Raw genomic sequence first — 24022 nt, 5'->3', positions numbered from 1 at the left:
GGAGAGGAGAGACGAAAAGCAGTGATAAAAGAAAATTTAGAAGAAGTCGAACAGCGGATACAGGCGGCTTGCAGACGTGCCGGAAGAAAACGGGAAGAGGTGACGCTGATTGCAGTCAGCAAGACGAAACCGGTGGAAGATCTCAAGGAGGCATATCAGCTTGGCATCCGGACATTCGGAGAAAACAAAGTACAGGAACTGACCGAAAAATACGAAGTGCTTCCGAAAGATATCCACTGGCATATGATCGGACATCTGCAGACAAACAAAGTCAAATATATCGTTGACAAAGCAGAATTGATCCATTCGGTCGATTCACTCAAACTTGCCGAGACGATCGAGAAAGAAGCTGCAAAAAAGAATTGTATTGTCAGCATTTTGATTGAAGTGAATGTGGCTCAGGAAGAAAGTAAATTCGGTGTACATACTGACGAGGTGCTCCCGCTCATCGAAAAAATCTCCCGGTTTCCGCATGTCCGGATCCAGGGATTGATGACAATTGCACCTTTTGTTCAAAATTCAGAAGAAAATCGAACAATTTTCAGGACTTTACAAAAATTATCTGTTGACATTATGCAGAAAAACATTGATAATGTTAATGTGAGTATACTTTCGATGGGTATGACTAATGATTATGAAGTAGCCATTGAGGAGGGCGCTACGATGGTCCGGGTAGGGACGGGCATTTTCGGCGCGCGGGATTATTCGATCTAACATCGATGAGATTCCATCCGAAAGAGAAAGTGATTCCACTAAAAAAATGTGTATCTCTGAGAGACACGAGATAGGAGTATAATTATGGGTGTGTTTGATAAGTTTCTTGATATTATGAAATTGAATGATGATGATTATGATGATGACGAATTCTACGATGATGACGATGAATTTTATGAAGACGATTATGACGAGAAACCACGTCGTTCTCTTTTTGGAAAGAAAAGCCACACCAAGGACGAATATGATGATTTTGACGTAGAGGAAAATAATCAGTTTGCACCGGCGAACAGCAGCAAAGTGACACCGATGCGGCAGCCTGCATCCAGACGCGGCAACGCCAATATGGAAGTGTGCGTCGTAAAACCGACGTCTGTGGATGATTCCAGAGAGATCACGGAGACACTTCTTGCCGGACGTACTGTGATCCTGAATCTGGAGGGGATGGATTTAGAGATCGCCCAGCGGATCATTGATTTTATTTCCGGTGCGACATTTGCCATAAGCGGAAATCTGCAGAAGATTTCAAATTACATTTTCCTTGTAACTCCGACCAATGTTGATATTTCCGGAGATCTTCAGGATCTGCTCAGCGGTTCCATGGAACAGCCGACTGTACGCGGAAGATTCTAGGCTCAGGTTACAATGCAAAAAGAAGAACAATTACTGGAAAAGCGGCTGTTGGAATTATCACGGCTTGCCTATCACAGAGACATCATCACGTATTCAGATTTTCTGAATCCAAATGAATTACATATTTTACATTCACTGCCCAAAGACTCTCTCTATTCGCAGTACAGAGTCTTTGGCGGATATGAACTCGCAGAGCGTCAGATGGTCGCATTTCTTCCTGATGCTCTTTCTTTGCGTACAGAAAATTTACAGGAACTATTTTTCCCGGATGAAATGTGTGTTTTGCGTATAGAACCGCTGCACAAAAAATACGCGGAAGAACTGACGCATCGGGATTATCTCGGCGCCATGTTAAACCTCGGAATTGACCGCAGCAAGACAGGAGATATTCTCGTAAACGAATCCGGAGCGCTTGTATTTGTCCGTCCGCAGATGAAAGAGTTTTTGAGAGAAGAATTGACCCGGATCCGGCATACAACAGTGCTGGTGACCGAAGAGCAACCGGAGACGTTCCACTATACGCCGCGCTTTGAAGAAATCCGTGGGACCGTAGCTTCCATCCGTCTGGACAGCCTGCTTTCTCTCGCATTTGGCTCATCACGCAATAAATTAAGCGGTCTGATCGAGGGTGCAAAAGTCTTTGTCAACGGAAAACTCGTCACAAGTAACGGATATCAAGTCCACGAAAATGACATCATTTCTGTGCGGGGTATGGGAAAGTTTCGTTTTATCTCGGAACTGGCAGTCACCAAGAAAAAGCGGATTTCTGTTTTGATCCACAAATATATTTAGGAGGACATCCTGTTATGAAGCAAGAAACAACATCTTCAGCAAAACAATACCTGCCGGCACTGATCTGGTGTGCACTTGCAGTTCTTGCCGATCAGTTCACAAAATGGCTGGCAGTTACATTTCTAAAAGATCAAGAACCGTTTGTTCTGATACCGGGCGTTTTTGAATTCCGCTATCTCGAAAATCGCGGCGCAGCATTTGGCATTTTTCAGGGAAAACAATACTTATTTCTGATCGGTGGTGTCCTGGTTCTTTTACTGATCGGTTATATTTACGGGAAAATCCCTGTAAAAAAGCGTTTCGGACTTCTTCGTCTCTGCGCTGTGCTTGTCGCTTCCGGAGCAGTAGGAAATATGATCGACCGGATGGTTCAAAATTATGTTGTCGATTTTTTCTATTTCAGCTTGATCGACTTTCCGATTTTCAATGTCGCGGATTGTTATGTTGTGATCGGCTGCTTTTTGTTTGCTCTCCTGATCTTCTTTTATTACAAAGATGAGGAGCTGGATTTTATCTTCCCGGTAAAAGAAAACAAACAGAAGAAAAACTGATCAACAGGAGGATTTCATGGAAGAATTTGAATTTCAAAACACCGGATCCCCGGAGCGGATCGACAAATTTCTGACTTCATTCCTGCCGGATCTTTCCCGCTCCCATATTCAGAAACTTGTCAAAGACGGTTATGTCACCGTCAATGGAAATACCGTCAAACCGAATTATAAAGTGGGAACCGACGAATCCGTACAGACAAAGATCCCGGAGCCGGAGACACTGCCTGAGATCGTTCCGGAAGCCCTTCCCCTTGACATTCTCTATGAGGATGCGGATATCCTTGTCGTAAACAAACCGAAAGGAATGGTCGTACATCCGGCACCGGGACATTACAGCGGCACGCTGGTCAACGCGGTCATGTTTCACTGCCGGGAAAATCTTTCCGGAATCAACGGTGTACTCCGACCGGGGATCGTTCACAGAATCGATATGGATACGACCGGCTCTCTTTTGATCTGCAAAAATGACCGGGCACATAATTTCCTTGCCGGGCAATTAAAAGAACACTCGATCACCCGAAAGTATCATGCGATCGTCCACGGAAATCTCAAAGAGGATACCGGAACGATCAATGCTCCGATCGGACGCCACCCGGCAGACCGAAAAAAAATGAGCGTCCATGCTCCAAACGGCAGAAGAGCAGTGACACACTATCGTGTATTGGAACGATTTGGAAATTATACCTATGTTGAATGTACATTGGAAACCGGACGTACCCATCAAATCCGTGTACATATGGCAAGTATCGGGCATCCGATCCTCGGAGACAGTGTTTACGGTCCCGCAAAATGTCCGTTTCGTCTGCAGGGGCAGACTCTGCATGCCAAGATCCTCGGTATTGTACATCCGACAACCGGGGAGTATATGGAATTTGATGCGCCTCTTCCGGATTATTTTCAAAAATTACTTCAAAAATTGTATGAAATCCGTTATAATATGTAGTATACTATTTCGCATCACATATGCAGTTTATACCAAATCTGGTATATTGCAATATGAAAGTGCAGAGTAAAGGAGAGGATCGATATGAAAACAAACACGATTATCACGATAGGAAGACAGTACGGAAGTGCAGGACGGGAAATCGGTTATAAAATTGCAGAAGATTTCGGGATCAAGCTATATGATAAAGAGATGCTTGCCCGCGCCGCGAAAGAAAGCGGTATCTGTGAGGAGATTTTTGAATCGCACGATGAGAAACCAACGAACAGTTTTCTCTACTCTTTAGTAATGGATACCTACTCCATGGGATATGCCGGCAATACATATACGGATATGCCGATCAATCATAAAGTATTCCTTGCACAGTTTGACGCGATCAAAAAGATCGCGGATGAAGGTCCGTGTATCCTTGTCGGTCGATGTGCAGACTATGCGCTGGAAGAATATGATAACGTCGTAAGTGTTTTCATCCATGCAGATCTGAATGCGAGAATCCGCCGGATCGCCCGTCTTTATGATCTTCCGGACAATAAAGCAAAAGAAACGATCATCAAGACCGATAAAAAGCGAGCAAGTTACTACAATTATTATACGAACAAACGCTGGGCAGATGCAGAATCTTATGAACTGTGCCTGAGCAGTTCGGAACTTGGAATTAACGGAACAGCGAAAGCGATCGAACAATATGTGCTTTTAAAAGAAAGTATCGAGAACAGTAAGATTTGATAATGTTACAATAAAAATCCCCTCCAAACCGGTAAGTCTGACTTATAGCCGGCTGGAGGGGATTTTTATTTGGCAGAATCCGTGTCGGCATACAAAGAACAGCCATTCCTTGTGTACCGACGCTAAGACCAATTTAGAGTTTTAAGTTCTTAAATAAATCACCGAGATTTGTTCCGATGTCTTCCGCTTTCGGAATCTCTACTTTTTCTTCCGGCTCTTCCTGCACTTCTTCCAGAGCTTTCATACTCAGGCTGATCTTGCCGTCCTTGATCCCGATCACTTTCACCTGAACTTCATCTCCGACATTCAGCACATCTGACGGGAATTTGACACGCTGTCTGGAAATCTGAGAGACATGTACCAATCCGGAAAGACCGTTCTCTAATTTGACAAATGCACCGTAATTCTGCAATGTCTCAACAGTTCCGCTCATCACGGTCCCTACTTTTACACTTGCAATCTGTCTTTCCCGTTCTTCTTTTTCCCGTTCTTTTAAAATCTCACGGGCGGAGAGTACGAGTCGGTTATTCGCCTGATCCACATCGATCACTCTTACCTCGATCTCTTTCAGAAGATAGGTTTCTAAATCTTCGATATAGGATAAAGATAATTTTGATGCCGGAACAAATCCTCTGAGTCCCTCCACCATAACGATCACACCGCCGTTCACAACGCCCTCTACTTTAACCGGGAGAATCGTGTTCTTTTCCATATATTCTGTCACACGGTTCCATGGATTCACATCGTCAAAATGATCTTCATAATCTGCCATTGTCTCTTCTTTTACATTTCCCTGTGTCATGTCGTCAATCTTCATTTCTTCACTCATTGCTGCACCTCGTTCTTATTCTTCTCGTCGTTATCGCAGACGCTAAGACAAAAACATTATAGCGCTGCAATCACATATTCTAAGTATAGCATACATGATACGAAAAATACAGGCAAAATCACCGGAATCTTTAAAATTTGGGTTGACGAATTTCGTAAAAAATGGCAAGCTAATAGAAGAAAAATTACGATCGACAAGAAGGGAAACAGCTATGGAACAGCGTGTAATCAACGATAAAATCTATGTGATCGGACATAAAAATCCGGACACCGACTCGATATGTTCTGCCATCGCATATGCCGACCTCCGCACCAAACTGACCGGAAAGATCCATAATGCAAGAAGAGCGGGACATTTAAATGAAGAAACACAGTACGTTCTGGATTTTTTTGACGTAAAACCGCCGGCATTACTTACCGATCTCCGCGTACAGGTCAAAGACGTTATGATGCGGGAGATCGAGGGCGTAAAAGGATCCGTCTCGATCAAGACAGCCTGGTCGAAAATGAAAGAAGAAAATATTAAGACGCTTCCGGTCACGCGGGACAACAAATTGGAGGGACTGATCACGATCGGAGATATCGCGACCTCTTATATGGATGTATATGACAGCGCGATCTTATCGACAGCCCGTACACAATACCGCAATATTGCCACAACGATCGACGGTACCGTCGTGATCGGAAATGAACACAGTTATCTGTTAAAGGGAAAAGTCGGGATCGCCGCATCCAGCAGAAAATTGATGGCTGACTTTATCGACAAGGATGATCTTGTTATTTTAAGCAATCGGAAAGAGGCACAGCAGCTTGCCGTTGATCTCAATGTCGGATGTATGGTCATCTGCGGAGAGACCGAGATTGCAGACGATATCTTAACACAGGCACAGGAGAAACAGATTGTGATCATTACTTCGCCGCATGATTCTTTTACCGTTGCCCGTCTGATCAACCAAAGCATTCCGGTCCGTCATTTTATGACAAAAAGAGAAAAGCTGATCACATTCCGTATGCGCGATTATGTGGATGATGTAAAAGAAGTAATGATGCGGAAGCGTTTTCGCGATTTCCCGGTGGTTGACAACCGCGGACATTTTCTTGGGTTTATTTCCAGACGCCGATTACTGAACTGCCGAAAAAAACAGGTGATCCTTGTCGACCATAATGAGAAAAATCAGGCAGTAGACGGTATCGAGCAGGCTGATGTTTTGGAGATCATCGATCACCACCGTCTCAGCAGCATTGAAACGCTCGGTCCCGTTTTTTTCAGAAATCAGCCGGTCGGATGTACTGCTACGATCATTTTTCAGATGTATCAGGAAAACAACGTCAAAGTTCCGAAGACCATCGCAGGTCTTCTCTGTTCGGCGATCATCTCCGATACACTGATGTTCCGTTCGCCAACCTGCACACCTTTGGATGAGACGTCGGCGCGCCAGCTTGCGGAAATCGCCGAAGTTGATATTGAAATGCTGGCGCAGGCGATGTTCCGTGCCGGAAGCAACTTGAGCGGAAAAACAGCAGAAGAGATCTGTTTCCTGGATTTCAAACAGTTTACGGTCAATGACACGGTATTCGGCGTCGGTCAGGTCAATTCGATGAGCGCAGAAGAGTTAAAAGAGATCAAAGAAAAAGTGCTGCCGCATCTGGAAAAGGCACGCAAAAATCACAGCCTGAACATGATCTTCTTTATGCTGACCAATATCATCACCGAATCTTCCGAATTGCTCTGTACCGGTCCGGAAGCAAGAGAGAAAGCAATCAGCGCCTTTGACCTGCGCACCGAAATGGACGATCTACATTTAAAAGGTGTTGTTTCAAGGAAGAAGCAGCTGGTTCCTGCATTGGTGGAAGCGCTTCAGCAATAAAAAACAGCTGTACATCAGCCGATGCCAATCGGCAATACCGAGAACAGAACAGGAGTTTTAATCGAAATGGCAAAACAACTATGGAAACCCGGCAACATGCTGTATCCGCTTCCGGCGGTTATGGTCAGTGTCGGAGACAAAAACGGGAATAAGAATATATTGACTGTCGCATGGACCGGAACGATCTGCACCAATCCGGCGATGGTTTATATTTCCGTAAGACCGGAGCGTTACTCCTATGAGATGATCCGGCAGACGAATGAATTTGTGATCAACCTGACTACCGAAAAACTGATCCGCGCAACCGATTACTGCGGCGTGCGTTCCGGAAGAGACGTGGATAAATGGAAAGAAATGCATTTGACTCCGGAAATTGCGACCACGCTTTCTTACGCACCAATGATCGCGGAATCTCCGGTCAATATTGAATGTCAGATTACAGAGATCAAAGAGCTTGGAAGCCATCATATGTTCCTCGCAAAAGTAACTGCGGTTCACGCTGACGAGGCATATCTCAATGAAAAGAACCGATTTGAGCTGAATAAGACAGGGCTGATCGCATATTCCCATGGAGAATATCTGTCGCTCGGAAAACAGCTTGGTACATTTGGATACAGCGTCAGAAAGAAGAGTAAGAGCCCTGCCGGCTCATCCAAAAAGAAAGCGGCTCATCCGTCAAAAAACGCAAAGAAGAAGCCAAAAGTAAAAAAATGATCTGCTTCGAATGAAAACAGAAGAAAGAAAAAGCAGCGGTCACCCCTATCAAAATAGGAACTTATCGCTGCTTTTTCTAAATGCCGAACCATTTATCTCGTCTGTAAAATCCGCTCCGGCCATCCTTTTATATCTCCGTTCAGGATCGCACGGAACATACGTTCTTTTGCTCCGGGATGCTCGGTATTAAGCTGCCGCACCAGTTCTTTTGCATATTGACGTTTGGTATATCCATCTACCGGACATTTACTCTTTACAACCGGAAGATCATATTTATTCTTAAAACCGATCACATCCATCTCATCTACAAACATCATTGGACGGATCACGGTCAGATCCATACGATCCAGATAAGTCCGCGGGGAAAAAGAATGGAAACGACCCTCAAAGAGGAGCGAGAGCAGCATCGTCTCTACTATGTCGTCTTTATGGTGTGCATATGCAACTTTATTGCATCCGGCTGCCTTGATTGCCTCATTCAAAGCCCCTTTTCTCATTTTGGCACAGAGGGAACATGGGTTCGATTCTTTACGGATGTTAAAAAGTATATTATATATGTCAGATTTTACGATCGTATATGGAATTTCCATTTCCTTGCAAAGTTCCCGGATCGGCGTAAGGTCAAAGTCTTCAAAACCAAGATCGACGGTGATGGCGCTGAGTTCAAATTTCTTCGGATAGAAACGTTTCAGACCATGAAGCGCATAGAGCAGTGTCAGGCTGTCTTTTCCGCCCGAAATTCCAACTGCAATGTGATCCCCATCCTCGATCATCTGATATTCATCCACGGCTTTTCTCGTATAGCTCAATAAACGCTGTAACTGCATTGTCGTAAGTCCTTTCTGATATTCTTCTGAATTACATGTTGCTTAATTCGCATGTTTTTATTTGCTTTTCCCATTATAAAAGCTGTTCTTTGAAAATACAATCTATTTTTAAAGTTCTTATATCTATTATTATTCTTTGATATGATCTCGGAATCATGATCTACGGCTCTCGAAGCTTTACAGCTCCGGCGGCGAGCCGTCTTCGGCTCTCATCGATTGCCGCATAATGCTTCTTTGTCGTATTTACATCTTTGTGTCCCAGAACGTCCGCTACCAGATAAATATCTCCGGTTTCTTTATACAGCGTTGTTCCATAAGTGCTGCGCAATTTATGCGGTGTGATCTTTTTATTCGGCGTCACCTGACGGGCATATTTTTTGACCATATTTTCCACTGCCTGAACACCCATGCGCTTTCTCTGCGTGGACAGAAAAAGGGCATTCTCATGTCCTGCCAGCGGAACCGTCGCTTTTCTTGTTGTATACAGATATTGTTTCAGAGCGGTTTCCACTTCCTCACCGAAATAGACAACCATTTCATTGCCGCCTTTCCGGGTCACTTTGATCCCATTATTTTTGAAATCTACATCTTGAATATCAAGCCCGACACATTCTGATACACGGATCCCCGTACCAAGCAGGAGAGTGATGATCGCCAGATCCCGGTTCTTTGTCTTCTCATAATAGACTTTCTTCTGCCCGGTCAACATATCTCCGCCGTGCTCTACAAAATCAAGAAGAGAGGCGACTTCATCTGTATCCAGCCGTATGATCGCTTTTTCATGCAACTTCGGCATATCAACCAAAAGAGTGGGATTTTTTGTAATGATCTGCCGCTTAAAAAAATATCCGTAAAAGCTACGAAGCGCGGACATCTTGCGGGAGAGTCCTTTTTCCGTATTTGTGATTTGTTTTTCATCCTCATTTTTATAGACTTTCAGATATTCCTGATATTCTTCAATATCCACAGGCTCGATCCGTTCCAGATCTGCAGTTGTAAAATCAGAAATATCATAATTCTTATATACCGGATTGCATTCCATCAAAAAATGAAAAAATACCCGGATATCATACGCATAAGAAATCCTTGTTTTTGCGGAAGTTGTCGGTTCCACCGCACGGAAATAATCTTTGGCAAACGCCGGAAGCGTCTTTAAAATCTCCCGAAGCCGTAATGTATTGTCAATGTATGTCTGTTCATGATATGTTTTTGATTGATTTTGTTCCATAGTAAAATAAATCCTCATTTATCATTTTTCTATAATTCTAAAGAAATTCTACCATAATCCGTTCTTTATGTCTATATCTTTTGGAAAAATCAGTATTTGTCGTATAGATGTATTTAAGGAATAATGGCGGTATCTACTCTGCTTCAAGCCGATACCGCCACATAGGGGTGAGTTTGTTTCTCTATATCAATACATAGGGATGTATATTGATACCTCTTTTCTGTTCGTCCGGTTTATTCATGATATCCAGAAGAATCATCCGGCAAGTTCATAAGCAACAATTAAATGCTGTCCGGAAATGATCGTATCATCCGTCAGATGATTCATACGTTTCAAATCCTGCACATACTCCTGAACAGATAGATAATCGTCTGTCATGTATTCTTCAGCAAGTTCCCAGAGTGTGTCTCCTTGTTCGATCTCAATACTTTTATAACAGGTGGATCCAACGGTTTTATTCTCCGGTTCTTCGTGTGCCGAAGCCAGCACACCGTTAAAAATAACACCTCCGAGAATAAATACCGCTGTTAATGCGATAAGAACACCTAGCGAAGATCCAATATTGCGGTTACGTCTGCTTCTTGCGGCTTCCCCGTGATGCCCGCACTGTCTGATCTGCAATCCCGCTGTTCTATGGTCTTTTTCTCCTCTTCTGTATACTTCCCTCATCTCAATATCCTCCTTTGTCTTTACATCTATATTCTTCCTGATTATATATCCGTTCTTATCCGAAACTTCTTTCAAATCGAACATTTGTTTTCTTTACAAGTTTATTATATAACCAGAACAAATGTTTGTCAATAGATGAACACGAATTTTTCGAACATATTTTCGGGTGTCAATATTCAGTTTTGAGCGTATTGAAAGAACATATTTTCGTAAACAAATGTTTGCTTTTTGGAATATGCTATGCTAAAATAAAAAGAAATACAGAAGATATACGACATACATTGTATGAGGAGGATATAGCACATGTCATATGGCAAGATCAGTAAGAAACAGGAAGAGATTTTAAATTATATCAAATCTCAGATATTAGAGCGTGGATTCCCTCCGGCTGTCCGCGAGATTTGTGAAGCAGTCAACTTGAAGTCGACCTCTTCCGTCCATTCACATCTGGAGACACTGGAACGCAACGGTTACATTCATCGCGATCCCACAAAGCCGCGTGCCATTGAGATCCTTGATGATTCTTTTAATCTGACCAGACGTGAGATGACAAACGTTCCGATCCTCGGACATGTGGCTGCCGGAGAGCCTATTCTGGCACAGGAACATATTGAAGACTACTTCCCGATCCCAGTGGAAAAGCTTCCGAACAAACCTACATTCCTTTTGAAAGTCCATGGAGAGAGTATGGTGAATGCCGGTATTTTGAACGGAGACTATGTACTGGTACAGGAACAACCTGTTGCAGATAACGGAGACATGGTTGTCGCATTGATCGAGGACAGTGCGACGGTGAAGACATTTTACAGAGAAGAAGGGATCATCCGCCTGCAGCCGGAGAATGACTATATGGAACCGATCATCGTACATGATGTTATGATCCTCGGAAAAGTGATCGGTGTATTCCGTTTCTTTAGATAAAACATCCGCAGAACACAAGTGGTCTACACATGGGTTCTGCGGATGTTTTATTTATGATGATCTTTCTGGAAGTGATAGAATGCCCCCAGCATCCCGGCATCATTTCCATGTTCGGCAAATGCGATCCGAGTGGTATTTCTAACGATCGGACGCAGGTATTTCTCAAGTTTATCTTTGATCAACGGTTCCATCATCTCCCGCTGTTCCATCACACCTCCGCCTAATACTACAATTTGTGGATTCAATACATAACAGATATTTGCAATTCCCTTTCCGAGGATCTCGGCCATCTCATCGATCACACGGCTGCATTCTGCATCCCCCTGCTTTGCGGCTTCAAAAATCCGGCGTCCGTTCCAGTTTTCGGGGATATCCTGCCTTTGTTCTGCTATCTTTTTACTCATAATGCTGCCGGCTCCCAGTGTCTGAAAATCGCTGCCGTCCATATACATATAACCGACTTCTCCGGCACAGTTTCCATGCCCATGATAAACTTCTCCGTTTAAAATGATACAACCACCGATTCCGGTTCCAACGGTCAGGCATAGAACATTACGGAATCCCTTAGCTGCCCCACTTACCAGTTCGGCAAGTCCTGCACAATTGACATCGTTTTCCACGGAACATGGAACATGAAATTTATTTTCCAATGTCTTTTTGATCTCGGTTCCCGTATAGTCAGGGATCAATTCGCCCGAATATAGGATTTTCCCTTGTTTGCAGTCTACCATGCCTGCTGTAGAGATGCAAATTCCCGAAAGCATTCCTTGTGAATTTATTTCTGCAATACTTTGTCCTGCATTTTCCACGATCTCGATCAACTGGGATAATATCCGCTTTCCGCCCTCTTTTGCTTCCGTCGGGCAGCTCGCTTTTTTGATAAAAGCTCCGCCTTCATCTAAAATCCCATATTTTATCGCAGTTCCGCCGACATCAATACTCACATAAAAACGTAAACCTGATTGCTTAGATGATTGTTTCATTTTTCCAACGCCTTTACAAATTCTCTTGTGATCGCCTGCGGTCTTGTGATCGCCGTTCCTACGACAACACTATATACGCCCATTCCCATCACCTTATGAACTTTTTCCGGCGTATTGATATTCCCCTCGGCAATCACCCGATGAGTTACACGATTTAATATTTCCCGGATCAGTGCAAAATCATTTTGCTCGATCCGGACATCCTTACTTTCTTCCGTATACCCGACCAGTGTTGTTCCTATGAAATCAAATCCAAGCCCATCTGCATAAACCGCCTCTTCCAACGTGGAACAATCTGCCATTAAAAGCTGTTCGGGATATTTTTTTCGCACTGCATTGTAAAATTCTTTCAATGTGACACCGTTCGGACGCAATCTGTTTGTTGCATCCAATGCAATAATCTCCGGCTTTGCTTCCATCAATTGATCGATTTCTTTCATCGTAGGCGTAATATAAATTTCGCTGTCTTCATATACCTGTTTTACAATTCCGATCACCGGAAGATCTACATTTTTCTTAATTTCAATAATATCTTCTTTTGTATTGGCACGAATTCCCGCGGCGCCTCCCATCTTTGCCGCAAAAGCCATTCTTCCCATGATAAAAGAAGAATGAAGCGGCTCTTCCGGGAGCGCCTGGCATGATACTATCAAGTTCCCTTTTATTGTCTCAACTGATTTTCCCATAATCATACCTGCCTTCTCACTATTTTTTCGATTTCCGCACTGAATCGGTCATGGCTTTGGGCATCCAGATGCATAAAATCGATTTCATTCATTGTACAAAACGGCGCTGCATCCAAATAATCGCAGCGATTCTCTTCTGCACATTTCTGATACTCTTCTGCCAGGCATTCTGATTTTTTACTGCATCTTCCCATTTCACCTGCTACCGGTGACTGCTCGCAGCGAATGTCGATCGGCGCCGGAGCCACAATGAGAATCTTCGCGTCTTCTCTCCAGCATGGAACCACCTTTGCTTTCTGGACAAGGCGCTTCATTCCATCTGCAATATTCTTTGCAGTTGCCGAAAAACGTTCTTTGCAGTCATTTGTACCAAGCATGACGACCATATAATCCAACGGCGCATGGGACATCAGACACGGATAAAGATACGGCAGTGCGGACATTCCCTCATTCAGAGGGTCTTCAAATACTGTGGTTCTCCCACTGAGTCCCTCTTCTATTACCGTATAAGAATCACCAAGACGTTCCGACAGCCGTCCGGTCCATCTGACATCATCCGGAAAACGTCCGTTTGTCTCCGCGTCATACCCCCATGTATTGGAATCTCCCAAGCATAATATTCTTTTTTTCATGTTCTTTCCCTATCCTTTCACTGCGCCCATTGCAAGTCCCTGTACAAAATTTTTCTGAAGCGCCCACACAAGAATCAAAACCGGAACAAGTGTGATCACCGCGGTTGCCGCCATCGGTCCCCATTCCAGCCCCCGGTCTGTAATAAATCCTGCGATAACGACCGGAAGTGTCTTGGATTTGTTGATACTTAAGATTACTGCAAACAAAAATTCGTTCCAGGCACCTACGAACGCTAAAATTGCCGATGCGATGATTCCGGGTTTGGTAAGCGGAAAAATGATCAGGAAAAACCGTTTTGTAAATCCGCATCCATCCAACATCGCCGATTCTTCCAATTCCAGTGGGAGCTGTTCAAAAAATCCCATCATCAGCCATATAACGAGCGGCAGATTGAAACTGGTGTTCATAATGATCAACGCCGTTTTTGTATCGATCAGATGAAGACTTCTCATTACAAGATATACAGGGATTGCTGTGGCGATCGCAGGATACATCTTTTGCACCATAAACCAAAGTCCGAAATATTTTCTTGCCCGGTTTCCGATGCTTCCTCTCGCTACTGCATAAGCTGCCATGCTTCCGAAAACAACAGAGATCAGCGTAGATCCGCCCGCAACGATCACGGTATTCATAAAATTCTGCCAGATCTGATCTTTTCCGAAGATGTTCTGGTAGCTTTCTGCCGTAAGCTGACTCGGGACGATCACCGGTGGGTTGGACAAATATTCTCCCTCTATTTTCAAAGAACTTGTTACGAGCCAGTATAATGGAAATATGATCAAGATCAACGCAACGACAATAATGATCACCCGCACCGGTTTTCCGGCAAAATTGCCGATAATATTTTCCGTTGTTGGCGCTTTATGTTTCCTTTTTCTCATATCTCTGCCTCCATTTTATCTCTCATCTTCAGAAATCCTACCGTGATCAAAGTCATCACAAGCACAAATACGATCGCAAGAGCCGCCGAATATCCTGCGTCAAAGAATTTCAATCCTTGCTTATAAATATAGTTCGGAAGCATTTCTGTTGCGTTTCCGGGTCCGCCATTCGTCATAACGTAAACGGTATCAAACACTTTAAATGCGTCCACAAAACGCAGCATAACAACGATCGTCAAAAGCGGGGCCACGGACGGCAATACGATTTTTCGGAAAATCGTGCCATTGGAGGCTCCGTCCACACATGCTGCCTCCAGACTATCCTGCGGCAATGCCTTTAATCCTGCGGCACAGATGATCGTTACCCATGGGGCAAGCTGCCATACATTGACGAGAATGACCGCAAGCATCGCCGTCTTTGTGCTGCTTAACCATGTGATACTCGGAATCCCCAGAAAGCTCAGGAGATAATTGATGATTCCTGTTGTCGAATCCAGCATCATCCGCCATAATGTACCGACAGCAACCGGAGCCATGATCATCGGGATCAAAAAGATCGATGTTGCGAGCCTTGCCCAAAGACGATCCGAGCAAAGCGCCATAGCAACAAATAACCCCACCAATACTTCCAGCGTCACAGACACAACCGCAAACAGTAACGTGTTCAGTGTACTGACATGAAGCGCTTCATCCGTAAACATCCGGATATAATTAGAAAGACCGACGAATTCCGGCACTGCATTCGGAAGATTTAATTTCATCTTAAAAAAGCTCAAATATACAGAATAAAGCAATGGGAGCAATGCGGTAACTCCCAGAAAAAGCATTGTCGGTACGAGAAACAGCCATGATGCGGCTTTATCGCTTTTACTTTTTCTGACATTTTTTCGTACCGTTTTTCTTTTTGCCATAACGTTCTTCCTTTCTTAACAGGACTGCCTGTTTTTCAGACAGTCCTGCTCTTTATAAGGGATGTCCCCGTTTGATTTATTTTACAAATTGTAATTTTTAGTTCCTTCCTCAGGCGGTGCATTCTTAAGGGCAGTTTCAATCCCCTCATCCATCTTCTGAACCGCCTCTTCCAGTTCGATCTGACCGGACATATACTGACTTACTACTGTATTCAGCATGGTGTCCACTTCTGTCGATGCCGGAACTCTCCACCACATATTTGCGGTATCAAGCGCTTCGCGCACGGTGTCCATGTATGTACCTTTGATGCCATCCTGTTCCCAGAAAGATTTTCTCGGCGAAAGGATTCCGTACTCTTCATAAAATCTGTTCTGCATCTCTTCACTTGTATACATCTTTACCCACTCCCAGGCAAGTTCCTGATTCTTGGATGCAGCCGGGATCGATACGTCCCATGCACTTAAGAGTGTTTTTCCGGTCTTGTCATACGGGATCACATCCAACGCCCATTTACCGACTACTTTCGACTGACTTTCATCATCGGCAGCCTGTACAAGTCCCAGCGTCGGCCATGTCTCGCAGATTGCTGCATTTCCATCCAGAAATGCTTTGATGGATTCTTCGGTTCCCCAAGATAAAATAGAAGGATCTGCGTAATCCTGGATTTCTTTCAAATGTTCCAGCGCTGCTCTTGTCTCCGGAGAGTCGATCGTTACATTCCAGTCTTCGTCTGCCCAGGCACCTCCCATCGACCAAAGTATATAATCAAATACACCGCCAAGCTGCCCGGTCGTCGCCGATACGGAAATTCCATACATACCCTCATCCTTATTTGTCAGTGATTTGGCAACTTCACGGTATTCTTCCCATGTGTCCGGAATTCCTTCCGGAAGCAGATCGGTACGGTATGCGAATAACTGAGGTGTGCTGGCATTTGGAATTCCGGTTGTAACATCCTGCCATACTCCGGAATTTTCCATTACATTTTCAATAAATACATCAGTACTGTATCCGTCTTTTTCCATGAACTCTGAAAGATCGGTCATATACGGAGCAAATTCTCCGTCCCACTGACTTGCCACATCGATCACATCATAAGATCCGGTTCCGCTTGTCAGATCCAGAAGTGATTTTTCATGCAATGTCGTATACGGGAAATCGACAACCTCCACAGTCGCTCCAGTTTTCTCTTCAAATTCATCTACCATGCTGTTGGCAGCATCTGCATAAACCCCGGACATATACAGCACGGTCAGTTTTTCACCGGCATAAGGTTTGTCCCCGTCCTTTTTCTGTACTTCTTCTTCGCTTCCGCCACCGCATCCGGCGAGCATCCCCATTGCCAATGATACACACAGAAATACACTCACGAACTTTCTTTTCATGTTACGTTTCCTCCTTTTCTTCACTTTCACACTTCTAAAATACTTTTTGAAAATTTTTTCTTTTTATTTTTTATATTTTCAAAAAATATTTTTCTTGAAATTATCTTATCACTCGATTTTTACTTTGTCAACACGTTTTATGTGCACTTTTCACACTATTTTTTCTTTATGCATAGCCTTTTTACATCATTTTATACCATTTCAAAAAAGAAATTTTTTCTTTTTTATCTCATTTTTTACAATACAATATATTGAAAAAAGAAATAATTTCTCTGATTTTCACTCTGATTGACAATTATTTTTCAAATATGATACAATAAATATAAGAACAAAGAAGCGGGGTGAAATTTTATGGCTACGATAAACCTAATGACCGAAATCACGAGCAGATATTCCAAAATGACAAAAGCTGAAAAAAAAGTGGCAGACTTTGTACTTTCCTCTCCGCAGGAAGCACTAAGTGCCACGATTACCGATTTATCCAAATTATGTGATGTGGGAGAAACCAGCGTGTTTCGTTTCTGCCGCACCCTCTCCCTGAAAGGCTATCAGGATTTCAAATTGTCCCTCGCGCTCAGCACTTCCAATTCCGACATCGGGCAAAAGAAAGAATTGATCGATGTCACTCAGACGTCAAATTGTCAGGAAACTGCCGCACGCGTAAAAGAAGCATATATGCGTGCGTTGGAACAGACGTTTCACACACTGAATTTCCACGCGATCTCCCAGACAGTCGCTTTAATTCTTGGCGCAAGAACGATCAATCTGTTCGGCTTCGGCGGTTCGGGAACCAGTGCGAATGAAGCCAAAAACAAATTTATGAAAATCCTTCCAAACTGCATTTATAATTCGGATGCCCACATCCAGCTGACACAAGCAGCGCTGTTATCACCGGAAGACGTCGCGATCATTTTCTGCAATTCGGGAATCACAAAAGACTGCATTGAAATCGCGCATATCTGTCACACGGCAAAAGTGCCTGTTGTATTTATTACACAATTTGCAAAAACACCGGCCGCACAATATTCGGATATCTTGCTTCTGTGTGGTGCAAATGAGGGACCTATGGAGGGCGGTTCTATCGCCAATAAAACCGCCCAGCTTTTCTTGATCGATATTTTATATGCGGAAGTTTATAAAAAATTGGGGGAACGCGCCTTGGAAAACAAGAAAAAGACTTCGAAAGTCATCACCGAAAAAATGATGTGAGAATGAGATTTTTACTAAGTCATTAAACATAATGCCAGCGTACAAAGGGTATACTCTCCCTTGTACGCTGGCATTATGCATACAAAATAACCATGATAATCCATGATTCTTTTCCGATCATATTTCCTCATGATAATTCCGAAAAAACACCGACAGTGCATTTAACGTCTTCATCAACACCGGCAGTTCATCTTTCTCCAGATTCCGGATCACCGCATCGGTCATCTGGGTATGAAAATCCGCATGATGATGAAATGCCCGTTCTCCTTTTTCTGTCAGGCTGATGTAAACGACACGACGGTCTTTCTCACTGCGGCGGCGCAGCGCATAACCTTTCTTTACGAGACTGTTCATTGAAGTTGTGAGAGTTCCGGCCGTCACGTTCATCTTTTTCGCGATGGCTGACATCGTCTTTCCCTCCCCCAGTCCGATCGCCTCGATTATGTGCATATCATTGTTGGTGATATCTTTATATTCTTCTGTAATGATCGCCTTTTCTTCCAATTCCCAAATTTCATTAAACAAATGGACTAAAACATCGTTGATCGTCTCGTATGTGTTCACAGCGCTCTCCTCTTCCGGATAGGATCATTTTTCAAGCGGACTATGCCGCCGCTTTTATTATACACATTTCAGCATAAAAAGGAAAGGTCATTTTACATTCTCCGAAATCTCTGATACCGCTCTTCGGCAAGTTCTTCCGGCTGTTTTTTCTTCTGAATATCCAAAAATACAGCGATCTGCTTTTCAAGTTCCCTGCACACGACCTCGAGATTTTCTGCGGTTAAATGTTCCGGTTCACGGACGATTTTTTCCGCTGCGTGAAGATCTTTTAAATCGTTTGCCGTAAGCTTCATCATACATGCCGCCTCTTTCGCCCGTTTGCTGTCTTTCCATAAAATCGACGCAAATCCCTCCGGCGACAAGATCGAATAAACCGCGTTTTCCAGCATCCAGACTTCATCTGCCACAGCCAGCGCCAGAGCACCTCCGCTCCCACCCTCGCCTATGATGATCGAGAGGATCGGGACACCCAGACCGGACATTTCATAAAGATTCTTAGCGATCGCTTCTCCCTGCCCCCGCTCTTCCGCTTCAATTCCGCAATAAGCTCCGGGCGTATCGACAAAACACAGAACCGGTCTGTGAAATTTTTCCGCCTGTTTCATAAGCCGAAGTGCTTTTCGATATCCCTCAGGGGAGGGCATTCCGAAATTCCGGGCGATGTTTTCTTTCGTTGTCATACCTTTTTCCTGTGCGATCACGGTAACCGGTATTCCGTGAAAATCCGCAACCCCTCCTATGATCGCCGGATCGTCTCCGAAAGCACGGTCTCCATGAAACTCTATAAAATTCGTAAACAGCCGTTCAATATATTCCGAAGCAACCGGTCGGTCTTTTCTGCGTGAACGTTGTACACGCTCCCACGCGTCTGTGCAAGGGCTCTGTCTCAAAGTTCCCGTACTTTGCCGTTCCGGCTGTCGTTTGAGTTGTTGTTCGTTTTTCTGCCCGTTTTTCTGCTCATTGTTCTCCGCATCCCACGCAGTATCTTTATCCAGCGGATGCATTTTCAAAATCCGATATAAAAGACCGCGCATTTCTTCCCGCTCGACGATCCGGTCGATAAATCCATGTTCCAGAAGAAATTCCGACTTTTGAAATCCTTTCGGAAGCTTCTGCCCGATCGTCTGCTCGATCACCCGTGGTCCCGCAAATCCGATCAGCGCCCCCGGCTCTGCCAGAATCACATCTCCCAGCATCGCAAAACTTGCCGTCACTCCTCCGGTTGTCGGATTGGTCAGCACGGATACATAAAAGCCTCCCGCATCACTGTATCGTTTCAATGCGGCGGAAGTCTTCACCATCTGCATCAGGGAAACGATCCCCTCCTGCATCCTGGCGCCTCCGGAACAGGCGAAAAGTACGATCGGAAGCCGTTCACTCTGTGCACGTTCGATCATTCTTGTGATCTTCTCTCCGACAACCTCTCCCATACTCGCCATGATGAAACGACTGTCACAAACTCCGATCGCCGTCTCGATTCCTCCGATCGATGCTTTTCCGGTCAAAACCGCTTCATCGAGTCCCGTATTTTCTTTCAGAAAAGCAATCTTTTCTTCATATCCTTTATAATCCAGCGGATTTTTTGTGACGAGATGCATATCCCACTGTTCAAAGCTTCCATCGTCCGTAATAAGAGCCAGACGTTCAAACGCATCCATTCGGAAATAGTGCCGGCACTTTGGGCAGATATACTGTCCTTTCTTCACATCCTCAGCGACGATCACAGACTTACATGCATTACATTTTTTCAGCAGTCCATCCGGGATTTCCGGTCGTTTCCGCTTTCCTGCTTCCTCACGTTTTCTGGCGGCGGACGCCGCTTTTTTGAATCGGTTTTCCAACTTCATTTTTTCACATCTTTTCTATAAACTCAATATCAATCTCCCCGGAACAATAATCCGGATGTCCGAGAATCTCATATTGGTAATTGAGATTCGTCTCAATGCCATCGATGATCACTTCTCCGAGAGCACTGCGCATCTTTGCGATCGCTTCTTCTCGCGTATCGGCATGCACGATCAGCTTTGCCAGCATCGAATCATAAAATGCCGGAACCGTATACCCACTGTAAATCGCAGAATCGATCCGGATCCCTTTTCCGCCCGGAAAATGCAGTTCCGTAATCTCTCCCGGCGACGGTCTGAAGTTCTTTTTCGGATCCTCCGCATTGATCCTGCACTCAATTGCATGTCCCGTAAGACAGACGTCTTCCTGTTTGATCCGCAGAGGAAGTCCCGATGCGATTCGGATCTGTTCTTTTATCAGATCCAATCCCGTCACCCATTCCGTCACGGGATGTTCAACTTGTATACGTGTATTCATTTCCATAAAGTAAAATTTTCCGCTTTTCTCCAGCAAAAATTCCACCGTTCCGGCATTGGTGTAGCCGACTGCTTTTGCCGCTTTCACTGCTGCTTTCCCCATCGCTTTACGAAGTTTCGGCGAAATTGCCGCACAGGGTGACTCTTCGATCAGTTTCTGATGATTTCGTTGAACGGAACAGTCCCGCTCTCCAAGGTGGATCACATTTCCAAACATATCCGCAAGGATCTGAAATTCAATATGTCTCGGATGCCGCACAAAATGTTCCAGATACATCGTTCCGTCCCCGAACGCCATCTGCGCTTCCTTTTGAGCGGTACGGAAACAACGTTCAAACTCTTCCGGCGAATCGGATACACGCATTCCTTTTCCGCCGCCTCCGAGTGCCGCTTTGATCATTACCGGATATCCGATCTTTCCCGCCTCTTCCAGCCCGTCTTTTGCGTGATAGACAGGATCTGTAGTTCCCGGAATCACCGGAACGCCTGCCTGGATCATCGTATTACGCGCCTGGGATTTATGCCCCATCTTTTGGATCACCTCGGCTTTCGGACCGATAAATACCAGTCCGCACTGTTCGCAAAGTGCTGCAAACTTACTGTTTTCCGATAAAAAACCGAATCCGGGATGGATGGCATCGGCTCCGCTTGTGATCGCCGCGCTGAGTACCCGTTCCATCGAAAGATAACTGTCCGCGGAAGCCGCCGGTCCGATGCAGATTGCTTCATCTGCCAATTGGGTATGCAGCGATTCCCGGTCTGCTTCCGAATATACCGCCACCGATGCAATCCCCATCTCCCGACACGCACGGATAATGCGTACGGCGATCTCGCCACGGTTTGCAATCAAAATCTTTCGGATCATACCTGTATTCATAACCGCATTTCCTTTTCTTCTTCCGTCTCTCCAACTACAAAAGTCAGTTCGGCACTCACAACCAGTTTTCCGTCCACATAGGCAGCCGCTTCACCGATACCGATCGGTCCTTTTTGTTTGATGATCTTTGTTTCCAGTCTGACTTTATCACCGGGGACAATTTTTCCACGGAATCTGCATTTCTGGATGCCGCCGAAATAGGCGGTTTTTCCATGATTTTCTTCTTTGGACAAGATCGCAACTGCGCCGACTTGCGCCAGCGCTTCTATGGTCAGCACTCCCGGCATGACCGGCTCCTGCGGAAAATGTCCCCGGAAGAACTCTTCCCGGTATGTCACACATTTATAACCAACCGCATATTCTCCCGGCTTGAAATCTTCAATAAAATCAATCAGAAGAAACGGATGGCGATGGGGAATGATTTCCTGAATCTGTTTGATATTCAATCCATTCATAGCACTGCTCCTTTACCGAATGCCGAACAACGGCTGTCCGTATTCCACATTTTCTCCGTTTTTGACATAGATGTTTGTGATGAAACCGTCTTGATCGCACTCGATCTCATTCATCAGTTTCATTGCCTCTACGATTGCAAGCGTCTGCCCCTTTTTCACGGCATCCCCTGCCTGTACATAGGGAGACGCTCCCTCTTCCGGCGCCGCATAAAAGGTTCCGACAAGCGGAGATCTCACCACATGTTCTTCTGTGTCCGGTTTCGGATCGTTTTCTGAAATCTCGGATGTCTCCACCGTTATTTTCCCGGCGTCCGCCGCCTTGCCCGAAGAAGAAATCCCTTTCTTCATCGCGATCTTTATCCCGCTCTCTTCATATTGAAATTCCTGAAGCTTCGATGAGGATACGGCATGGATCAACTGTTTCAATTCTTCTGTTTCCATCTCGTCAATCTCCTATCTCTCATATTTTTTTACAAGAAGCGAGGCGTTATGTCCGCCAAATCCAAGCGAATTACTGAGTGCACAGGTTACGGATCTTTCCACCGGCGCTCCCACGGCATAATCCAGATCACAGGCAGGATCCAAAACATTCGTTCCCATTGTCTGATGTATAAATCCCTCTCGGATCGTTTTCACACATACGATCAATTCCACCGCGCCGGCGGCGCCAAGCAGATGTCCGATCATAGACTTGGTTGAATTCACGATCAGATCATCGGCATGTGTTCCAAATACATTTCGGATCGCACGGGTCTCAAACAAATCATTGTGATGCGTACTCGTACCATGTGCGTTGATGTAACCGATGTCTCGTTTGGAAAGTCCGCTTTCCCGGACTGCCAGCTCCATTGCTTTTGCCGCACCGCTTCCGTCTTCAGCGGGGGACGTGATATGCCATGCATCACAGGTGGCACCGTAACCTGCCAGTTCCGCATAAATGTGTGCGCCTCGCTTTTTTGCATGTTCCAATTCTTCCAGTACAACGATCCCCGCGCCCTCTCCGATCACAAATCCGTTTCGATCCCGGTCGAACGGGATCGAAGCCCGTGTAGGATCTGTACTCGTTGTCAGTGCCGTCAGATTTGTGAATCCGGCAACCGCGGTCGGGCAGATCGCGCTTTCACTGCCGCCGGCAAGCATCACCTCCGCATCCCCATACTGAATGGCACGCAGAGCATCTCCGATAGAATGTGTGCCGGATGCACATGCGGTCGTGACACTGGTACATTTTCCTTTCAGTCCAAGCTGGATCGCAACGTTTCCCGCCGCCATATTGGAAATCATCAACGGAACCGTCAGCGGATTGACTCTCGCCGGTCCGCGCTCCAGTATTTTCCCATATTCCCTTTCTGCCGTCTGCAGACTTCCGATCCCCGAACCGACGATCGTCCCCACGCGGTACGGGTCTTCCTCTTCCATATGCAGTCCCGCATCTTCAAATGCTTCTTTTGCGGCGGCAACTGCATATTGTGAAAACAATTCCATCCGTTTTGCAGATTTAAAATCCATCCGTTCCCTGGCGTCAAATCCTTTTACTTCTGCCGCCAGCTTTACTTGATACGCTTCCGTATCAAATTTGCTGATCTCTCCGATCCCGACGGTTCCGTTTCGGATTCCGTCCCAGAACTCCGGTACCGTATTTCCGATCGGGGTCACCGCCCCCATCCCTGTGATCACCACTCTTCGTTTCATATATCCTCCT

The 24022-nt window shown here is 45.0% G+C and carries 26 protein-coding genes; 10 read left to right on the top strand and 16 right to left on the bottom strand.

Annotation, left to right across the window (positions count from 1 at the left end; translation table 11 throughout):
- The first annotated feature begins 21 nt into the window (after positions 1–21).
- The 6 genes from I2H87_RS05955 to I2H87_RS05930 all read left to right on the top strand — a co-directional run bounded on the left by I2H87_RS05955 (position 22) and on the right by I2H87_RS05930 (position 4359).
- Entirely contained in the window at positions 22–714 is a 693-nt protein-coding gene (locus tag I2H87_RS05955; protein ID WP_044954540.1) for a YggS family pyridoxal phosphate-dependent enzyme, read from the top strand.
- An 84-nt stretch (positions 715–798) separates the two neighbouring features.
- A complete protein-coding gene (locus I2H87_RS05950) occupies positions 799–1347 on the top strand; it encodes a cell division protein SepF (RefSeq protein ID WP_009266253.1) in 549 nt (182 codons plus the stop codon).
- Positions 1348–1359: 12 nt separating this feature from the next.
- On the top strand, positions 1360–2139 hold the full coding sequence (locus I2H87_RS05945) for a YlmH family RNA-binding protein (RefSeq protein WP_009266254.1): 780 nt from the start codon (positions 1360–1362) through the stop codon (positions 2137–2139).
- Between the two features lie 14 nt (positions 2140–2153).
- Positions 2154–2690 carry a signal peptidase II gene (gene lspA, locus I2H87_RS05940; protein WP_195609517.1) on the top strand — a complete coding sequence of 179 codons (537 nt, stop codon included), beginning with the start codon at positions 2154–2156 and terminating at the stop codon, positions 2688–2690.
- Between the two features lie 16 nt (positions 2691–2706).
- On the top strand, positions 2707–3633 hold the full coding sequence (locus I2H87_RS05935) for an RluA family pseudouridine synthase (RefSeq protein WP_009266256.1): 927 nt from the start codon (positions 2707–2709) through the stop codon (positions 3631–3633).
- A gap of 84 nt (positions 3634–3717) precedes the next feature.
- Positions 3718–4359: a cytidylate kinase-like family protein gene (locus I2H87_RS05930; RefSeq protein WP_009266257.1), complete on the top strand. Its 642-nt coding sequence runs from the start codon at positions 3718–3720 to the stop codon at positions 4357–4359.
- Positions 4360–4492: 133 nt separating this feature from the next.
- On the opposite strand, the gene I2H87_RS05925 is transcribed toward I2H87_RS05930, so the two are convergent.
- Positions 4493–5188: a S1 RNA-binding domain-containing protein gene (locus I2H87_RS05925; protein ID WP_054704741.1), complete on the bottom strand. Its 696-nt coding sequence runs from the start codon at positions 5186–5188 to the stop codon at positions 4493–4495.
- Between the two features lie 211 nt (positions 5189–5399).
- Here I2H87_RS05925 and I2H87_RS05920 point away from each other — a divergent pair, with 211 nt between their 5' ends.
- Complete coding sequence (locus I2H87_RS05920; RefSeq protein WP_009266259.1) at positions 5400–7055, top strand: putative manganese-dependent inorganic diphosphatase; 1656 nt, start codon at positions 5400–5402, stop codon at positions 7053–7055.
- Between the two features lie 66 nt (positions 7056–7121).
- Positions 7122–7769: a flavin reductase family protein gene (locus I2H87_RS05915; protein ID WP_195609516.1), complete on the top strand. Its 648-nt coding sequence runs from the start codon at positions 7122–7124 to the stop codon at positions 7767–7769.
- 92 nt (positions 7770–7861) lie between these two features.
- Here I2H87_RS05915 and I2H87_RS05910 read toward each other — a convergent pair whose 3' ends face one another.
- The 3 genes from I2H87_RS05910 to yneA all read right to left on the bottom strand — a co-directional run bounded on the left by I2H87_RS05910 (position 7862) and on the right by yneA (position 10493).
- On the bottom strand, positions 7862–8596 hold the full coding sequence (locus tag I2H87_RS05910) for a tRNA 2-thiocytidine(32) synthetase TtcA (RefSeq protein WP_009266261.1): 735 nt from the start codon (positions 8594–8596) through the stop codon (positions 7862–7864).
- A 160-nt stretch (positions 8597–8756) separates the two neighbouring features.
- Complete coding sequence (locus tag I2H87_RS05905) at positions 8757–9824, bottom strand: tyrosine-type recombinase/integrase (RefSeq protein ID WP_009266262.1); 1068 nt, start codon at positions 9822–9824, stop codon at positions 8757–8759.
- Between the two features lie 255 nt (positions 9825–10079).
- The gene (yneA, locus tag I2H87_RS05900; RefSeq protein ID WP_009266263.1) at positions 10080–10493 is read right to left on the bottom strand and encodes a cell division suppressor protein YneA; all 414 of its coding nucleotides are present in this window, start codon (positions 10491–10493) and stop codon (positions 10080–10082) included.
- Positions 10494–10796: 303 nt separating this feature from the next.
- Here yneA and lexA point away from each other — a divergent pair, with 303 nt between their 5' ends.
- Entirely contained in the window at positions 10797–11414 is a 618-nt protein-coding gene (gene lexA, locus I2H87_RS05895; protein WP_009266264.1) for a transcriptional repressor LexA, read from the top strand.
- Positions 11415–11461: 47 nt separating this feature from the next.
- Here the strand turns inward: lexA and I2H87_RS05890 are convergent, their stop codons facing one another.
- The 6 genes from I2H87_RS05890 to I2H87_RS05865 all read right to left on the bottom strand — a co-directional run bounded on the left by I2H87_RS05890 (position 11462) and on the right by I2H87_RS05865 (position 16894).
- Complete coding sequence (locus I2H87_RS05890) at positions 11462–12397, bottom strand: ROK family protein (protein ID WP_009266265.1); 936 nt, start codon at positions 12395–12397, stop codon at positions 11462–11464.
- A complete protein-coding gene (locus I2H87_RS05885) occupies positions 12394–13083 on the bottom strand; it encodes an N-acetylmannosamine-6-phosphate 2-epimerase (RefSeq protein ID WP_044954543.1) in 690 nt (229 codons plus the stop codon). Before I2H87_RS05885 ends, I2H87_RS05890 begins: the two co-directional genes overlap by 4 nt.
- A gap of 2 nt (positions 13084–13085) precedes the next feature.
- A complete protein-coding gene (locus I2H87_RS05880; RefSeq protein WP_009266267.1) occupies positions 13086–13715 on the bottom strand; it encodes an SGNH/GDSL hydrolase family protein in 630 nt (209 codons plus the stop codon).
- A gap of 9 nt (positions 13716–13724) precedes the next feature.
- Positions 13725–14597: a carbohydrate ABC transporter permease gene (locus tag I2H87_RS05875; protein WP_117550146.1), complete on the bottom strand. Its 873-nt coding sequence runs from the start codon at positions 14595–14597 to the stop codon at positions 13725–13727.
- Positions 14594–15508, bottom strand: a complete 915-nt coding sequence (locus tag I2H87_RS05870; RefSeq protein ID WP_009266269.1) for a carbohydrate ABC transporter permease — start codon at positions 15506–15508, stop codon at positions 14594–14596. The genes I2H87_RS05875 and I2H87_RS05870 overlap by 4 nt, the downstream gene beginning before the upstream one ends.
- Before the next feature lie 81 nt (positions 15509–15589).
- The gene (locus tag I2H87_RS05865; protein WP_009266270.1) at positions 15590–16894 is read right to left on the bottom strand and encodes an ABC transporter substrate-binding protein; all 1305 of its coding nucleotides are present in this window, start codon (positions 16892–16894) and stop codon (positions 15590–15592) included.
- Positions 16895–17245: 351 nt separating this feature from the next.
- Between I2H87_RS05865 and I2H87_RS05860 the strand changes: the two genes are divergently transcribed.
- A complete protein-coding gene (locus I2H87_RS05860) occupies positions 17246–18103 on the top strand; it encodes a MurR/RpiR family transcriptional regulator (protein ID WP_195609515.1) in 858 nt (285 codons plus the stop codon).
- A gap of 117 nt (positions 18104–18220) precedes the next feature.
- Here I2H87_RS05860 and I2H87_RS05855 read toward each other — a convergent pair whose 3' ends face one another.
- From I2H87_RS05855 to fabF, 6 genes are all read right to left on the bottom strand, one after another.
- Positions 18221–18667, bottom strand: a complete 447-nt coding sequence (locus I2H87_RS05855) for a MarR family winged helix-turn-helix transcriptional regulator (RefSeq protein WP_022151594.1) — start codon at positions 18665–18667, stop codon at positions 18221–18223.
- A 92-nt stretch (positions 18668–18759) separates the two neighbouring features.
- Positions 18760–20514, bottom strand: coding sequence for an acetyl-CoA carboxylase carboxyltransferase subunit alpha (locus I2H87_RS05850; RefSeq protein WP_195609514.1), 1755 nt, complete (start codon positions 20512–20514; stop codon positions 18760–18762).
- A gap of 4 nt (positions 20515–20518) precedes the next feature.
- The gene (locus I2H87_RS05845) at positions 20519–21853 is read right to left on the bottom strand and encodes an acetyl-CoA carboxylase biotin carboxylase subunit (protein WP_044954545.1); all 1335 of its coding nucleotides are present in this window, start codon (positions 21851–21853) and stop codon (positions 20519–20521) included.
- 8 nt (positions 21854–21861) lie between these two features.
- Complete coding sequence (gene fabZ, locus I2H87_RS05840) at positions 21862–22320, bottom strand: 3-hydroxyacyl-ACP dehydratase FabZ (protein ID WP_009266275.1); 459 nt, start codon at positions 22318–22320, stop codon at positions 21862–21864.
- A gap of 12 nt (positions 22321–22332) precedes the next feature.
- Entirely contained in the window at positions 22333–22761 is a 429-nt protein-coding gene (gene accB, locus I2H87_RS05835; RefSeq protein ID WP_009266276.1) for an acetyl-CoA carboxylase biotin carboxyl carrier protein, read from the bottom strand.
- Positions 22762–22773: 12 nt separating this feature from the next.
- On the bottom strand, positions 22774–24012 hold the full coding sequence (gene fabF, locus I2H87_RS05830; RefSeq protein WP_195609513.1) for a beta-ketoacyl-ACP synthase II: 1239 nt from the start codon (positions 24010–24012) through the stop codon (positions 22774–22776).
- Positions 24013–24022: the final 10 nt, after the last annotated feature.

This window comes from Mediterraneibacter glycyrrhizinilyticus (assembly GCF_015560805.1).
In the GTDB taxonomy this organism is placed as follows: domain Bacteria; phylum Bacillota; class Clostridia; order Lachnospirales; family Lachnospiraceae; genus Schaedlerella; species Schaedlerella glycyrrhizinilytica_A.
This window is presented reverse-complemented; position numbering and strand designations above follow the sequence as displayed.